Below are 16,164 nucleotides of genomic sequence, written 5' to 3'. Positions count from 1 at the left end.
CAAAAAATAGCGTGAAAACACAAATGGCTTTACACGCTATAGAGACTAGCTCAAAGACTGTCTTGAAAAAACAAAACTAATAAAAATTAAGATTTTAATTTGGAAATCAACACAGAATCTTTGCGGTAAAACTACACGCAAAACAACATGAAACTTGAAACCTGAAACAAAAAACTATTTCAAAATCTGCGCTGCGTGTTCTTTTGTTTTTACTTTTTCGATTACTTCTTCAATGATTCCTTTTTCGTTGATTACAAAAGTGGTTCTGTGGATTCCGTCATATTCTCTTCCCATGAATTTTTTTGGTCCCCAAACTCCAAAAGCATTGATTACTGATTTATCTTCATCAGCAATTAACGGAAAAGGAAATTCATATTTATCTTTAAATTTTGACTGTGCTTTCTGGCTATCGGCGCTTACACCTAAAAGTTCATAATTATTGGCTTTAAAACGCTCAAAATTATCTCTCAAATCGCAAGCTTCAGCGGTACATCCAGGCGTACTTGCTTTTGGATAAAAAAATACTACTAATTTTTTTCCGGCATAATCTGCCAGTTTATGTGTTTTCCCATCCTGATCTGTTCCTGAAAAATTTGGTGCTTTATCGCCTGCTTTTAATGTTGTCATATTTTTTATTTTAGATTTCAGATTGTTGATTTTAGATTTAAAAACAAAGATAACTCCTAACTTATAATTCCCTATTTTTACACTTTAAAATTACGGAAATGAATAAAGAAGCTCGCGTACAATTTGTTATAAATACGTTAAAAGAACTCTACCCTACTATACCTGTCCCTCTTGATCATAAAGACCCTTATACCTTATTAATTGCTGTTTTACTTTCGGCGCAATGTACAGATGTCCGCGTGAACCAAATTACACCGCTTTTGTTTGCCAAGGCTGATAATCCGTATGATATGGTGAAGATGTCTATAGAAGAAATCAAGGAAATTATTCGTCCGTGTGGTTTGTCGCCAATGAAATCTAAGGGAATTCATGGTTTATCTGAAATTTTGATTGAAAAGCATAATGGTGAAGTTCCGCAGAGTTTTGAAGCACTTGAAGCTTTACCGGCAGTTGGACATAAAACAGCAAGTGTTGTCATGTCTCAGGCTTTTGGGGTTCCAGCTTTTCCGGTTGATACGCATATTCACAGACTGATGCACAGATGGAATCTTTCGAATGGAAAAAATGTTGTTCAAACTGAAAAGGATGCTAAAAGATTGTTTCCAAAAGACACGTGGAACGATCTTCATTTACAGATTATTTGGTACGGACGTGAATATTCGCCTGCAAGAGGCTGGAGTTTAGAAAAAGATATTATTACCAGAACAATTGGTAAAAAATCTATAATAGAAGAAGCTGCTAAAAAGAAAGTTTAGCAGCTTCTTTATTTATTTTACATACCGCTGCCACTTTTTAAGGCATTGTATTCATTTGTCATATCCAGCGATCTGTACACTCCTAAAAGTGATTTAATTACATCCGGATTTTTAGGTTCTATCGTTAAGGCTTTTTGAAGGTATGGTATTGTACTTCTTACAATATCATCTTTTTGAGCGCTTAATTTTTCATACTCCTTTTGTTCATTAGGAGTATTACCAAGCTGATCCATTTGGTTAACCAGTTCTTTTTTGAGCTGCATTTTTACATAAGTAAGATTGATATAGCAGTCCATACAATTTGGATTTAACTGCAGATCACTTTCATAGTATTTTAATGCATTTGCATAATCATTTCTTTCCAGATAAGAAAATGCCAAAGAGATTAAAACTTCTTCTTTTTTAGATGGCGGCAAAACATTTCTTGGTTTTTCATAAAGACCAGCCTGAATGTTAGATTCTCTGGCACTAACAGAAATAAAAGCTTCTTCTTCTTTAGTTTTTTTGTTTGTAGCGTAGTAAACCATTCCTTTACCGGTATAGTTTATTTTTCTCAATTCTTCGTAATATTTAATTGCAGAGACATAATCTTTACCTGTTAAAGCCGCCCCAGCCGCATTAAGCAAGTTTAATGTATCTTTTTTGTCAATTAAATATACTTCATAACTTTTTCCTGCGCTTTCTTTGTAATTTCCAGCTTTATAATCTTTAAAAGCCCCGTCTACAAGTGTAGATTTCATTCCTTTTAAAGCTAAATTTGCTTTGAAAGCGTACTTGTAATTACGAGAATCATTTTCATACAAAAGGATATCCTGATAAGCGCTCGAAGCTTGAGCAAAGTTATTTACAGCATCTATATTTTTAGAAGCCAGATCTTTACAGACATTTCCTTTTATATAAAAGAAATCAGATTTATCTTCATCGGATGCATTTACGATCAAATATTCTATTTTTTTTAAAGCTGCCAATGCTTCCTCGCTTTTTCCTTTATCGTATAAAGACTGCGCTTCTTTTATTTGATCTTTTTGAGCAAATGCTGCGACATTTATCAATAACAGCATTGATAATATCTTTAGGTTCGTTTTCATATTTCGGTTAGGTTTTGGTTATTAAAACAGATCTAGTTTTTGAATGAATTTTGCCGCAAGATGATAGTTTAGAACTTCAGCCTGCACTAAGTAAAAAAGTAAAGTTTAGAGAATAAGTCTCTAAATTTAATTTCTCATAAAAATCAAATTTCTTAGTAAATAACTAAGAGTTATAACAAACAAAACGAAATAAGACAGAGTAGTTTTTCTTCATAGGTTTTTGGTTATTGGTTGGACATAATTAGGGTGATTTAAATGTTTTAATACGAAAAATTCTTCTATTTTTATGAATTAATAGTTATTTTTTAACTAAAATAAAATTAATTATTGAATAAAGAAATATTTTCAATGAAAATATTAAATTTTAACAAAAATATAATTTTCAGTCAAAATTATATTTCAGGTTAATTTAAGGCAAAGCGAAGAAATATAGTAAGTGATTGGAAAAATAAGTATGGAAAAATACATATCAAAATGCATCTCAACTGAGTAAAGTTTATGCATTTAAGGCAAAAAAAACTCACTACCTGTATTTGCATACAAATAGTGAGCTTTCAACCAAAACGACCATTTGGTTTTTCTTTCGAAATAAACATCCGACCAAAGCAGCGGGCTGTTTAATTAGCTATAATCTCAAAATTTTTATCTTCAATTTTCACAACCGTTAAAGCTTGTGAATAACTTAATAAAAAAGAAACAACTTCTTTTTTAGGTTTCAAATCTTTAGAAGCTAATGCTTTTTTTGAGTAAATTTTCGCCATACCATGTAAATGTTTTATACTAGTATAACGGACTAATATTCAAATTAGTATTAGTTGGTTAAAATAATTTGATGTTTGTCTATTATTTTTCTCAAATTCATAAGCGCATAACGCATTCTACCCAATGCTGTATTGATGCTTACATCTGTTAATTCTGAGATTTCTTTAAAACTCATATCCTGATACATTCTCATAACCAAGACTTCTTTTTGATCTTCAGGAAGTTCTTCGATCAATCTTTTTAAGTCAACCTCAACCTGATCTACAATCATTCTGCTTTCGATATTTAATGAATCGTCAGACATAATTGAAAAGATTGAGAACTCCTCTGTTTCTCTGTACATTGGCATTTTTTTGGTTTTGCGAAAGTGATCCACAATTAAATTGTGTGAAATACGCATTACCCAAGGAAGAAATTTACCTTCTTCGTTATAGGAATTACTTTTTAAAGTTTTGATTACTTTAATAAAAGTATCTTGAAAAATATCATTTGAAATATCTCTATCAGCAATCTTAGAATATATAAATCCATATATCTTAGATTCGTGCCTTTTTATTAATGTTGCAAGAGCAGCTTCACTGCCTTCAACATAATTTTTTACTAATAGAGCGTCTGGAATTTGCAGATCAGCCATAATACTACTTTTTTAGTTTTAATAATTTGGAGTAATTTTTCTAAAAAGTAATTTTATTTTATAGGCGTGATCTTTTTTGAGTTATGTTAATATTGTGACCAAATTTAACAAATATTTATTTTAATAAGCAAACAAAAACAATAATAATTAACATTTAATCGTTAAGTTTTTTGCTTCAGAGCCCATTTTTGATAGAAATAGTTTAAAAAACGCTGTAAAAAACAATTCAAAAACAAATGTAAATAACTTACAACTAAATATTTAAGTTATTTACATCTGCTTTTTGGTTAAAATTTAATTCTATATTTTTTATTGATAAACACGCACGTAATCGACGTAAAATTTTTGAGGAAGGATAGTATCATCGACTTCAGGACCTCCAAAATTACCTCCAATTGCTAAATTTATAATAATATAAAATGGTTTATCAAATGGCCATGTATCTTCATCTTTAACTTCGGGATTGAAAGTATAAACTAAAGCCGAATCAACAAAAAATTCGATTTTATCTTTATTCCATTCAATTGCATATATATGATAACCTTCTTCGATATTTGGAAATTCGGTTCTTTTGGTATTGATTGTATTTCCGTGGCTGTCCTGTGTATGAAGGGTTGTATAGACCATGTGCGGATCTCTTCCTATATATTCTAAAATATCAATTTCTCCTGTTTTTGGCCATTTAACCTCATCAATATTGGCGCCTAACATCCAGAAAGCCGGCCACAAACCGTGCCCGACAGGAAGTTTTGCCCTGGCTTCGATTCGGCCATATTTAAATTCTTTTTTGCCTTTTGTGGTTATTTTTGTAGATGTGTATTTATTTCCTTCTTTTCTGGCTTCAATAACAAGGTTTCCATCTTTAAACTTGTGATTTGTTTTAGTATAAATTTGTCTTTCATTGTTTCCGTACCCGCACAAATTTGGGCAGCCGTCGCCAAGTTCAAAATTCCATGCTTTTTCGTTTAATTTTTTAGTATTGAAATTTTCTTCCCATACCAATTTTCTTTTTGTTTCCTGCGCATACGAAATACTGCAGATTAACAATAGTAAAACTATTTTATTCATAGTATCATTTTAAAATTAAGAAGGCCAGCCGAAACTGACCTTCCAGAATTACTTATTAATTAACTCATATTCTATTGATAAATTCTCACGTAATCAATCTCCATAGAAGACTGTGTGAAAGCGCCATCAATATTACCGCCTAGATTACCTCCCATTGCTACATTTAATATCAGGAAAAAATCGCTGTTAAAAGGTAAAGAACCATCGTTTGGAACTGAATGGAGCAAATCGTCGTCTACATAAGTTTTTACAGATGCAGGGCTCCAGATTACTTTATAAACATGAAATTCTGTCGAAACATTAGCATAGGTTTTAGAGCTTGAAACACCATTTCCGCCTGAATGTCCGGGATAATGAAGTGTACTAAGAATTACATTTTGATTGTTGCCAACATGCTCCATAATATCTATTTCGCCACAGGCCGGCCAAGGTTGAGAAGCATAGTTTTGCCCAAGCATCCAGATTGCCGGCCATGTTCCTCCACCGCTCGGAAGTTTAGCTTTAACCTCAACTTTTCCGTATGTAAAAGCAAATTTAGCATCTGTTTTTAATCTTGCCGATGAATAATCTGCATCGCCGGAAGCTTCTTTTTTAGCTGTAATAACCAAATTACCGCCTTGTACTTTTACGTTCGTTGCTGCATTGGTATAATTTTGTTTTTCATTATTTCCCCAGCCGTTATTTCCTCTGCCTAAATCGTAATTCCATTTTGCCGCATCCGGAGCTCCATCAGTATTAAACTCATCTGACCAAACCAGATTTGTATAATCTGTTGCCGGATTTTGAGTTGGCTTTGTAGTGGTAAAAATATGGTACCAGGCTAATGCCGGGTTTCCTCCCATTACAGCTCTTACAACCATTCTGTTTGCAGTAATAGACAGGATTTCATAAGAACTTTGACCGATATAATACCCCATAAATCCACCATCTGAGAAGTTCATTGTTGTTCCTCTGGTTTGTGTTGCATGATTTGGATTTGCCATTACAACAGATTCTGACGGGCTTAATGAAACTGTTTTAACTCCGCTTGTGTTATAAGTTAAACAAGCGTCGTCTGGTCCGCTTCCTCCTCCTACGCTTGCAAAGGCTGCGTTGAAGAATGTTGATCCGCCGTTGTCTAATTCAAATTTCAATTGTTCCCCGTCTAAAGAGAAAGTCAATACGTTTTCGTATAAACAGCTGCTTGCTGGTGAACCGGCTTTTTCAAACGGTCCTGCCTGATAGTAGTTTGCATAATAGTTTTTAGCTGCATCGGCATCGTTTTGACCAACTCCTAAATGTCCTGCTTCTGAAGCTGACCAATACCATTTTTTAGATGTACCGCCCGTTAAGAATGCTACAGCTTCATCATCGCTAAAGTTACTCAATACCGCAACATCAAGTGTTGTGTTTGATGCTACACCGCCTCTTCCATTTGCAATTACTGTAACAGTATAGGTATTTACGCCTGTTTTTGTGAAACGTTTTGTAAAAATCCCGCTTGGCGAATTTTCTGAAGTGCCATCGCTAAAAACAAATTTATAAGAAACAGCATTATCTGCTTTTGCAGTAAGTTTTACCGTTCCTGATCCGTCTCCATTTGGAGCGTCGGCAGTTTTTCCTATAATTTCAGCTGTTACCTGAATATTAGAGGGCGCCGCTAAATCGCCAAAAGCGTAATCGTCTTTTTGACAACTTATTGCTGACAGCAGAGCAAAAAGTAATACGAAGTATTTATTATATTTTTTCATTTTGTTATTTTTTATAAAATGTAAATTCATTTTAATTTCGTTGATAATCCCTGCTTTTATTTATGGAAATAAACGTTGTCAATATAAATGGTATGACTTCCGCTTGGGTTTCCTGAATAAATAAGCTGCGCAATATGAGCTCTGGTTGTTAATCCTGTAAAATCACTTAAAGGAATATCCAGACTCACCCATTGTCCTTGTGCAGGAGCGGTAAACTTAAGTTCGTGTTCTTTGTCATCTCCTCCTCCATTGTAAACTCCGTTTGCTCCAAAATCAACTAATTTAACTCTGAATTCTGTATAATCTGAAGACCAGACATCTACGTGGAAATGTGTCATTCCTGTTGCATCAATTGTTGTTACAGGTTCGATACCCACAAAATTTAAATCTGAATATTTTTTAACTGCATTTCCTGCAACAGCCGTTTCTTCAAGTGTCGCTGCCGACCAGTCTGTACGCCAGGTTTGAATTGCAATATTTGTGTAAGCATCACTAAATAATGAAATAACGTCTGCCGCCGGTTTTGTTGGTGTTGGTGCTGCGGTATTTAATGTTTCGCTGTCTTTGTAGAAATAAATATTATCGATAAATACAGTTCCTCCGGCCCAAGGTGTTCCAACAAATTTCAATTGGAAAATATCGGCAACAGTTAATCCCTGACTTGTAAATGCCGAAATTGGAATATCAATACTTGTCCATTGATTTGCTGTAAGATCTTTTGTAACTGGTTTTTCACCATTTGTTTTACTAATTAATGAAGTTTCGATTTTTTGTAAATCTGCTGTCCAGACATCCATGTGAATGTAATCCATTCCAGAAACGTCAACTGTTACATTATCTGCCAAAGCAATTCCCTGGTAGCTTAATTTAATATAGTTCAGCATTTTGTCTCCGTTTAGATCAAATTCTGTCCAGCTGCTTCCTTGTCCTGCTTGTCCCCAATCCGGGAAATAGTTTGTTCCGGCAACATTTGTGTATTTAGAACCATAAATAGAAATTACATTTCCGGCTGCTCTGTTTGGAGGCGTTGGTGCTGAAGTTGTTGGATTAAGAACTAATTTTGCTTCAAACTCCTGAGATTTTTCAGTTGTTTTAATCGCTGCACTTTTTGAAACTACGCGAATGGTGTAAACTCCGGCTTGCTGATACGTATATGAAACCGATTCTCCGTTATTTGCAGTAAGCGGATCTGGTTTTCCTGCTTCTCCAAAATAAACATCATAAAACAATGCAAAATCTGCTGTTGCTTTTACGGTTACTTTTTTAGAAACAGATAAATCGTTTGTTATTACTACTACTAAATTTTCCGGAGCTCTAAAAGAAACCAAAACTTCCTGCGTTACTTCGGTTGTTTTTCCGCTGATTCCCATTGCAATAATTTTGCTTTGGTAAGTTCCTTCTTTGTAAACGTGTGTTACGGTTCCTCCTGAAGGGAAATAATCAGATTCAGGTGATCCGTCTCCGTAATTTATTTTGTATTGCGTTACTCCTTCTCCTTTTGGTAAAAAAGTTACTTTACCGGAGTTGTCCTGAGTTACTGTGGTCAAAGCAGATATGTTTTCGGGTGCGCTGACACCTTCTAAATCAATATTGCTGTCATCGCTTGAACAGCTAAAGAATAGCATTAAAACGACAAGACTTAATATATAATGTAATTTTTTCATAATAGTATTTTTTTAATATCCAGGATTTTGAGACCAGTTTCCGTTTGCGAATTGAATTTCTTCTATTGGAAGCGGAAATAATTCGTTTTTATTTGCTGAAAATCCAGGGATTGTTCCAGCAGCTTTACCGGTTCTTACTAAATCAAAGAAACGATGTCCTTCTCCAAAAAGTTCTACTCTTCTTTCTGCCCAGATAAAATCTGTAAGAGCAGCTCCAGAAGCCGTTACATTATGGTTATTATCTCCAAAAGCACGCTGTCTGACAAGGTTTAGATACGTTCTTGCTTTACCGTCGTCAATTCCGCCTCTGTTGTAAGCTTCTGCAGCCATTAAAAGAACGTCTGCATAACGAATTGATCTGTAATTGTTTGGATTTGTTAAATTCAAATCTCCCTGTGCATTTGCGCTTCTTTTTCTTGGAAGATATTTTCTGTTAAAGAAACCTGTGTCTTCATTTCCTTTTCCGTAGCTGACTCCTTTTCCGTTATCATAATTAGCATTTGCAGCGGCAAAAGCAGCGATGTCTAAAATGGCCGCATCTTTGCGTCTGTCTCCTACTTCAAATGCATCTGCACCTTCCTGAGTTGGCACATTAAAACTAAATCCTGAAGAGAAAAGCGGTCCTGAAAAATTTCTAACGCCGCTAAAACCTACAGCTACATTACCTTCACTACATTGCAAACATCCAAATCCTGCACCTTCAGTATCTGTATATTGTACTTCAAAAACAGACTCTGCTCCGTTTTCTCCGTCCATTTCAAATATTGAATTATAATCTGTTACTAAAGAATATTTTCCTGAAGTAATTACAGATTCTAGTACTGCAGCAGCCTGAGTAAATTTATTTTGATATAAGTATGCTTTTCCTAATAATGCCTGAGCTGCAGTTTTTGTTGCACGGCCTTTTTGAGAAGCATTTGGTGCTAAATTAGCCGATGCGAAAATTAAATCAGCTTCGATTGAAGCATACACTTCCTGAACTGATGAACGCGGTATCGTTTTTTCATCACCAATTTTAAATCTCGCATCGCCTTTCATTGGTATACCGCCAAACCATTTTACTAATTCAAACTGGTAATATGCTCTAAGAAAACGAGCTTCGGCAATAACCTGGGTTTTCTCCGGAAAATCTGTTTTATCCTGAAATTCAAGAATATAGTTAGCTCTTTGAACTCCTGCAAACATCCAGTTCCAGATATCTCTTAAATTGCTGTTTACCGGCGTGTGTATCATATCATCAATCTGCTGGAACCCGATAACGTCTGTTGGGCTTTCTCCTCCTGCCAATGTATTATCTGAAGCAATTTCTCCTAATAAAACATTTACATAAGAAGCCTGAAGCAAATCGTAAGCTGCAATCAAAGCCTGATCGTAATCTGCTTTTGAATTAAAATAGTTTTCAGAATCTATAGAATATTCTGGAGTTGGGTCTACAAACTCATCCGAACATGAAATACTTATGGTCGAAAACAGAGCAAGAGTTATAACGGTTGTAAAGAAATACTTTTTCATTTTAATTGAAATTAAAAATTAATGTTTAGCCCCATTAAATAGGTTCTTGGAATTGGGTAGAATCCGTAATCGATCCCTCCGCCAATTGGCGCTCCACTTGAAGCTCCCGGATCAAAACCTTTGTATTTAGTAAATGTGTACAGGTTATTTACTCCTGCATAAAGTCTCAATTTTGTGATTCCTGCTTTCTGAGCTACACTTGGGGCAAGAGAATATCCTAACTGAATATTCTGAATTCTAAAGTAAGAAGCATCTTCTACAAAATACTCAGAGAAAACATTGTTTGCTGTTGCACCTGTTGTAACTCTTGGAGTTGAATTTGTTGAGCCTTCGCCTGTCCATCTGTCTAAAACATAATTTAAGCGATTTGCATCAGAAAGTGTTCTTTCGTAGTTGCGAACCATATCGTTTCCTACAGAAGCAAATGTATAAACTGCAAAATCTAAGTTCTTATAGTTTAACTGAAGATTGAAACCCATTGTAGCATCAGGAATTGGATCTCCAATGTTGGTTTTATCTTTTGTATCAATTACACCATCGCCATTTACATCAACAAAACGAAGATCGCCCGGTGCTGCGTTTGCTCCTAAAGCCAATTGTGATGGGTGTGCATCAACTTCTGCCTGATTTTGGAAAATTCCGTCAGTTTTATATCCGTAGAAATAACCTAATGGTTTTCCTATTTCCATACGCGAAGGAGCCGGCTGTCCTACTCCAAAAGCTCCACCTTCAATAAATCCTGTACCATTATTTACTTCTAGTACTTCATTTTTAAGGAACGTTACATTGTAACCTACGCTAAATGAAAATGCATCTGAGAATTTATCTTTATAATCAATTGCAAATTCAAAACCTTTATTTCTAACAGATCCTGCATTTAAAGTTGGAGCACTTGCCCCCGGAGCACCTGTACCGTTGATTCCTGAAACCGGAATATTCGGGATTAATAAATCTTTTCTGGTATCGATGAAATAATCGGCAACAATGAAAACTTTATCGTTTAAAACTTTCAAATCCAGACCAACATCAAATTTTTCTGCTTCTTCCCATTTTAAGTCCGGGTTTGGCACTTGTCCTGTTGCTGTTCCGTTTACTAAAGAGCCATCAAAAACATAAGTTGCTTCTCCACTTAAAAGTCCTAAATAACCATAATTCGGGATTTGGTCATTTCCTAACGTTCCGTAACTGGCTCTTAACTTTAAGAAACTAATTGCTTTTGGCTGTCCAAAGAATCCTTCTTCAGAAACTACCCAGCCCCCCGTAACCGATGGAAAATAACCTACTTTATTTCCTGGTCCAAATTTGGTAGAAGAATCACGACGAATCATCCCAGACAATAAATATTTCTTTTTATAATCATATTGAAGTCTTCCAAAATAAGATAATCTTCTTTGATCGTAAACGTATGAACTGTTTGTCAACGTTTCTGAAACTCCTTTTGTTAAAGAAATATCTGCAAATTCCCAAGAGTTATTAGGTACATCAAATCCAGTTGCAAAAAGTCCGTTACCCCATTCTTTAAAAATAGTTGTACCTATTGTTCCTGTAATATTATGAGATTCTGCAATTTGTGCAGTGTAATTACCAAAAAGATCAAATGAATAGTTGTTATCATTTACAGCTCCCTGGGTTACAGAACTTCTTTGAACATCAAATACTTTTCCGCCATAACTGATTTGTTTTGCAAAAGTTTTTGATTCGCTGTTTGAAGTATTAAAACCTATTGAACTTGAAAGTGTAAATCCTTTAAAAATTTTATAATCTAAACCAAAGTTTCCATTTAGTTTTTTATAGTTATAATCATTATAAGTATTTGCAATCTGAGCAAGCGGATTTATAATTTCAGTTCCTAATCCTGTTGTACTCGGCACCAAAGTAAATTGTCCATTTGCATCATAAGGTTTTAACGTTGCAGGAACGTTAAGTGCATTGAACAATACAGAACCAAGTCCGTTTTCGTTTAATGTTCTTCTTGTGAAATATGTATAAATAACATTGGTTTTTAATTTGAATTTATCGCTTAAATCAGCACTCAAACCGAGTCTTGCCGTGTTTCTTAAAAAACCAGATTTATCTCCGCCAACAATTCCTTCCTGATCTAAATGCGATCCGCTGATAGAATATGTGATTTTGTCTGAACCTCCGGTAATTGTTAAATCATTATTAATGATAGGTGCTCCTTTTTGAAAAACTTCTTTCTGCCAGTCTGTACCCGATCCTAAACCAGAAACATTAGGATAAGGAAGCGGTCGTCCTCCATTTGCATAACTTTCATTTAATAAAAGTGCATATTCTGTAGCGTTTAGAGTTGGTAATTTTCTGGATGTTTCCTGAAATCCTGCATAGCTGTTAAACGAAACTTTTGTTTTAGAATTCTTTTTACCCATTTTGGTTGTTACCAAAATGATTCCGTTTGCTCCAATTGTTCCATAAATTGCCGCCTGGGCATCTTTTAAAACCGTTATTGTTTCAATATCGTTCGGATTCAAAAGTCCTAAATCTCCAACATATCCATCAATGATAGCTGTTGGTGCATTTTGTCCGTTTGTAGCAATACCACGAATACGAATATCCAGCGGCGCTCCCGGCGCTCCTGACTGTGTTGTTACGTTTACACCAGAAATTATTCCCTGCAAAGCCTGCTCAATACGGACAGGTTTTAAAACATCGAGTGTTTTACTGTCTACAACAGATACTGCTCCGGTAACTTCTCTTTTTTTCTGGCTGCCGTAACCAATAACAACGACTTCTTCAAGTGATTTAGCATCGTCGGCCATTTTTACAGTCATTTTAGTTCCCGAAACCACAACTTCTTGTGTTCTGTAACCTATATAACTGAAGACAACTGAAGATCCTTTTGGAACTCCTGATAACTTAAAAGATCCGTCAAAATCTGTGGTTGTGTTTTGAGACGAACTTTTAACTTTTACATTAACGCCAGGCAATGCTAATCCCGACCCATCTACTACCGTACCGTTTACATCTATAGTCTGCGCAAACGCAAAAGATGTACACAGTGATAGTACAATTAGTAATAATTTAGATTTCATAATTAGTTAGTTTTTATTGAAAGCTAAATTTATCTGTTCCATTTATGAAAACAACAAATTTAACCTCAACAAAAAACATACATCATAAAAAAACAAATAGTAAATTCAGGATATCACAAAATAAACCGCCGTATAACTATAATTTACGAATGTTAATTTTTTTAACATTTTCACTGCAACTTCCTAATAAATGCATAATGTTGTGGTAATGTATAGTTTTTTTGAGCTGTTTTTTGAAATACTATACAGCCAAAATATATTCTACTAAACCGATTTCGTGCTGCAAATCCATTTTTTTACGCAAACGATATCTTTTTATTTCAACACTTCGAACAGAAATATTAAACATTGGCGCAATTTCTTTTGATGAAAGGTTCAGTCGAAGATAAGCACATAAACGAAGATCGTTTGGCGTTAAGACAGGATGCATTTGTTTGATACGTTTTAAGAAATCTTTATCGGCGCTGTCAAAAGCTTCTTTAAATACGTTCCAGGAATCTTCTTCGGTAATATTTTTATTAATCGTACTAATTACAGATTTGATATTTGAACTGTCATTTTGAGCAGTTTTCTTTAAATCTTCTTTAATGAAGGCTAATAATTCGTTTTTACTGTTTAAACTCATTGTCGAAACCGCCAGTTCACGATTTTTATTATCAACGTCCTGCGAAAGCTGTTCGTTTCGAAGTTTCATTAGCTGCTGTTCGTTTTCAAGTTCCTGAATCTCCAGTAAAAGGTTATTTTCTTCGATAAGTTTTTCTTTCTGTTTTTGATAATAATTTCGATATGCTTTATTAATAAAATATGCCATTGCCAAAACCAAAAGAAAATAAACAAAACAAGCTAAATTGGTCAAATACCAAGGCTTTAAAACTATAAATGTATATACGGCAGTATTTTGCAGAATTGTATTGGCATATTTAGCCCTTACTCTAAAAGTGTATTTTCCCGGCGAAAGGTTTTTAAAATTTACAGTCGCCTTTGTACTCCACTCGCTCCAGTCGTCCTGAAAACCTTCTAATAAATATTGATATTCAGAATTAATGTATTTATTATATTCCGGAACGGTGTAATTAAGTGTAATGTTATTTTCATCAGAATCAAAACTGCCTTCTCTTTGAATACCAACATTTTTAAACGTTTCATTTTGCTTGTTTATCAATATATCTGTAATAAAAACATCATAGTTTTTAAAACTTAAATCATCAATATTTAATGTATAATAACCATCTGTCGTACCTATTAAATAAGTTGATTTTGAAATTTGGGTAATATTTTCATAACCCAGCATCGAATTGGTTAAAGAGGATGGAATAGGAATTATATTCTGCTTTAATTGATTGCTCAATTTACTGGCAGAGAAATAATGAATATAGTTTTTAGAAAACAACCAGATTTTATTCGAATGATCTACAATTAATTTACCCGATGTATATTCGTCTTTTTCAAAAATCGAACTCAAAACAGCATCTTTTTCGAACTGTTTTGTTTTAGGATTTAATTTAAAAATCCCTCCTTTGTAAGCATAATAAATCGAATTATTAAATGTGGTTAAACTGGCACTGATTCCTTTTTCGGGAGATTTGTAGGTATAAAAATCATGTGTTTTTAAAAGCCCTTTATCGAGTTTTAATCTAAAAATCCCTTTGTATTCATGGCTTACATAAACATCAAGATTTTTTGTGATTTCAAAATACCGCGATGAATAATCAAAACCCTGAATTTTGTTTTTAAAAACCCACTGATTATTTACTTTCTCTAAAACCGAAAGTCCGTAATAATTTCCCTGAATTAATTGGTTTTTATTTGTTGGAACTGGTTCAAGCTTCCAGGTTCCGGAACCCGAAAATATATTTTTTGCCGAATCATTTTTCACCACAAAAGTTCCCGAATCGTGTCCGCAAAAAAGTGCATTATCATACATAAACAGCGACCAAACCTGACCTTTTGTTCCATTTATAAATTTAAATTCAGCATTACTCTGCATGGGTTTACAAAACAATCCCTGATTTGTTCCAATGTAAAGCATTCCGTTAAAAACAGCCGACGCATAAACGGTTCCTAAAACCCCTGTATCGTCTGTAAAACTATGTACCGGCGATTGAATATTGATGCAGTTGATTCCGTTATCCAATCCAACCCATAAATTTTGATCTTTATCTTCAAAAAGCGACAAAGCTGTATTATTGCTCAAACCTTTACTTTGTGTAAGATGATATTTTAGTTTTCCATTATCCGATAAAATAAAAACTCCGTTTGAAACTGTTCCCAAAGCAAAACTGCCATCCTGAAGACGCTGGCTGCTGTATACGAAACTTGATTTTAATTCCGCATCTATATCTGTAGCAGCTCTGGTTAGAGAATTTCCTGTCAGTTTGTAAATTCCGTCCAACTGTGTTTGAATCAACAAACCATCATCTGTCGTAAAAACATTCGCAATTGTAAATTTCTTTAAAATCGGATTATCTGAAACTAATTTTGCTCTTCCGCTTTCAAACTCAAAAAGCCCTTCTTTAATGGTTTGGAAATAAATAGCATTTTTTGCCGCAAATGATTTTATAACACCATTTTTTGGTGCAATGATATTAAATTTTCTGGTTTTAGTATCGTAAATATAAATTCGGTTTAAAGATTGAAACAGAATCCATTGATCGTATTTTAAGATGTTCCAAAACTGTTCATCATCTAAAATTTTACTTTTAATTTTATCGCTGAGTGATGTGTATTTTAGTTTGCCGTTTTCATTTCTGGTCCAATAACCAAAATTCATATAACTGCCTGTATATACTTTATTCCCAATCACTTTTACAGATCGAATAATAGTTTCATTTGGTCCTGGGTACAATTGCCAGCTTGTTCCGTTATATTCTAAAAGTCCATCGTTATTAGCGAAGTATAAATAATTTTCATCGTCCTGCGAAATCATCCAGCTCTGATTTCCTGCTCCGTAAACAGATGAAGAATATTTTACAATTGGTGGAAGTTCCTGCGAGAACAGCAAGAAATTCATCAAAAACAACAAAATAAATAGTTTAGTTTTCAAATTTGGTCAGGATATTAAATAATACTAAAACAGTTCTAAAATAGCATATTTTAGAGTGAAACAATAATTTTTAGTAAAATAAAAGATTTTGCATCATAGACTATATTTTCACCCTGGGAGACAGATTGTTGATAATATCTTGCGTTTTGATCAAAATGAAACACCTCAATTCTGTTAAGATTTGAGACAATATCCTTAACAAAACTCTATTCAAAATTGATTACTTTTGTA

The 16,164-nt window shown here is 34.1% G+C and carries 11 protein-coding genes; 1 reads left to right on the top strand and 10 read right to left on the bottom strand.

Annotated elements, in window-relative coordinates; genetic code table 11:
- Positions 1 to 174: 174 nt before the first annotated feature.
- Positions 175 to 627 carry a thioredoxin-dependent thiol peroxidase gene (bcp, locus tag LUU93_RS12580; protein ID WP_232681470.1) on the bottom strand — a complete coding sequence of 151 codons (453 nt, stop codon included), beginning with the start codon at positions 625 to 627 and terminating at the stop codon, positions 175 to 177.
- Positions 628 to 725: 98 nt separating this feature from the next.
- On the opposite strand from bcp, the gene LUU93_RS12575 reads away from it, so the two are divergent.
- On the top strand, positions 726 to 1,382 hold the full coding sequence (locus tag LUU93_RS12575; RefSeq protein ID WP_232681469.1) for an endonuclease III domain-containing protein: 657 nt from the start codon (positions 726 to 728) through the stop codon (positions 1,380 to 1,382).
- A 17-nt stretch (positions 1,383 to 1,399) separates the two neighbouring features.
- On the opposite strand, the gene LUU93_RS12570 is transcribed toward LUU93_RS12575, so the two are convergent.
- The 9 genes from LUU93_RS12570 to LUU93_RS12530 form a co-directional block, all read right to left on the bottom strand.
- A complete protein-coding gene (locus tag LUU93_RS12570) occupies positions 1,400 to 2,470 on the bottom strand; it encodes a tetratricopeptide repeat protein (protein WP_232681468.1) in 1,071 nt (356 codons plus the stop codon).
- A 617-nt stretch (positions 2,471 to 3,087) separates the two neighbouring features.
- Positions 3,088 to 3,231, bottom strand: a complete 144-nt coding sequence (locus tag LUU93_RS12565) for a hypothetical protein (protein WP_232681467.1) — start codon at positions 3,229 to 3,231, stop codon at positions 3,088 to 3,090.
- Positions 3,232 to 3,281: 50 nt separating this feature from the next.
- Entirely contained in the window at positions 3,282 to 3,866 is a 585-nt protein-coding gene (locus tag LUU93_RS12560; protein ID WP_073482632.1) for an RNA polymerase sigma factor, read from the bottom strand.
- 309 nt (positions 3,867 to 4,175) lie between these two features.
- On the bottom strand, positions 4,176 to 4,934 hold the full coding sequence (locus tag LUU93_RS12555; RefSeq protein WP_232681466.1) for a glycoside hydrolase family 16 protein: 759 nt from the start codon (positions 4,932 to 4,934) through the stop codon (positions 4,176 to 4,178).
- 71 nt (positions 4,935 to 5,005) lie between these two features.
- Positions 5,006 to 6,664 carry a family 16 glycosylhydrolase gene (locus LUU93_RS12550; RefSeq protein ID WP_232681464.1) on the bottom strand — a complete coding sequence of 553 codons (1,659 nt, stop codon included), beginning with the start codon at positions 6,662 to 6,664 and terminating at the stop codon, positions 5,006 to 5,008.
- A gap of 56 nt (positions 6,665 to 6,720) precedes the next feature.
- On the bottom strand, positions 6,721 to 8,328 hold the full coding sequence (locus LUU93_RS12545; RefSeq protein WP_232681463.1) for a hypothetical protein: 1,608 nt from the start codon (positions 8,326 to 8,328) through the stop codon (positions 6,721 to 6,723).
- Between the two features lie 12 nt (positions 8,329 to 8,340).
- Positions 8,341 to 9,840, bottom strand: coding sequence for a RagB/SusD family nutrient uptake outer membrane protein (locus LUU93_RS12540; RefSeq protein ID WP_232681462.1), 1,500 nt, complete (start codon positions 9,838 to 9,840; stop codon positions 8,341 to 8,343).
- 11 nt (positions 9,841 to 9,851) lie between these two features.
- On the bottom strand, positions 9,852 to 12,890 hold the full coding sequence (locus LUU93_RS12535) for a SusC/RagA family TonB-linked outer membrane protein (RefSeq protein WP_232681461.1): 3,039 nt from the start codon (positions 12,888 to 12,890) through the stop codon (positions 9,852 to 9,854).
- Positions 12,891 to 13,131: 241 nt separating this feature from the next.
- Complete coding sequence (locus LUU93_RS12530) at positions 13,132 to 15,933, bottom strand: triple tyrosine motif-containing protein (RefSeq protein WP_311202629.1); 2,802 nt, start codon at positions 15,931 to 15,933, stop codon at positions 13,132 to 13,134.
- Positions 15,934 to 16,164: the final 231 nt, after the last annotated feature.

The sequence above is a fragment of the Flavobacterium soyae genome (assembly GCF_021245985.1).
Taxonomy (GTDB): domain Bacteria; phylum Bacteroidota; class Bacteroidia; order Flavobacteriales; family Flavobacteriaceae; genus Flavobacterium; species Flavobacterium soyae.
Note: the sequence above shows the minus strand (reverse complement) of the source record. Positions and strands in the feature narration are given on the sequence as shown.

Excerpts from the sequence above, each read along its gene's own strand:
- LUU93_RS12535 (WP_232681461.1), bottom strand. The coding sequence starts at position 12,890 with ATGAAATCTAAATTATTACTAATTGTACTATCACTGTGTACATCTTTT.
- LUU93_RS12560 (WP_073482632.1), bottom strand. The coding sequence starts at position 3,866 with ATGGCTGATCTGCAAATTCCAGACGCTCTATTAGTAAAAAATTATGTT.
- bcp (WP_232681470.1), bottom strand. The coding sequence starts at position 627 with ATGACAACATTAAAAGCAGGCGATAAAGCACCAAATTTTTCAGGAACA.
- LUU93_RS12555 (WP_232681466.1), bottom strand. The coding sequence starts at position 4,934 with ATGAATAAAATAGTTTTACTATTGTTAATCTGCAGTATTTCGTATGCG.
- LUU93_RS12570 (WP_232681468.1), bottom strand. The coding sequence starts at position 2,470 with ATGAAAACGAACCTAAAGATATTATCAATGCTGTTATTGATAAATGTC.
- LUU93_RS12550 (WP_232681464.1), bottom strand. The coding sequence starts at position 6,664 with ATGAAAAAATATAATAAATACTTCGTATTACTTTTTGCTCTGCTGTCA.
- LUU93_RS12545 (WP_232681463.1), bottom strand. The coding sequence starts at position 8,328 with ATGAAAAAATTACATTATATATTAAGTCTTGTCGTTTTAATGCTATTC.
- LUU93_RS12540 (WP_232681462.1), bottom strand. The coding sequence starts at position 9,840 with ATGAAAAAGTATTTCTTTACAACCGTTATAACTCTTGCTCTGTTTTCG.
- LUU93_RS12575 (WP_232681469.1), top strand. The coding sequence starts at position 726 with ATGAATAAAGAAGCTCGCGTACAATTTGTTATAAATACGTTAAAAGAA.
- LUU93_RS12565 (WP_232681467.1), bottom strand. The coding sequence starts at position 3,231 with ATGGCGAAAATTTACTCAAAAAAAGCATTAGCTTCTAAAGATTTGAAA.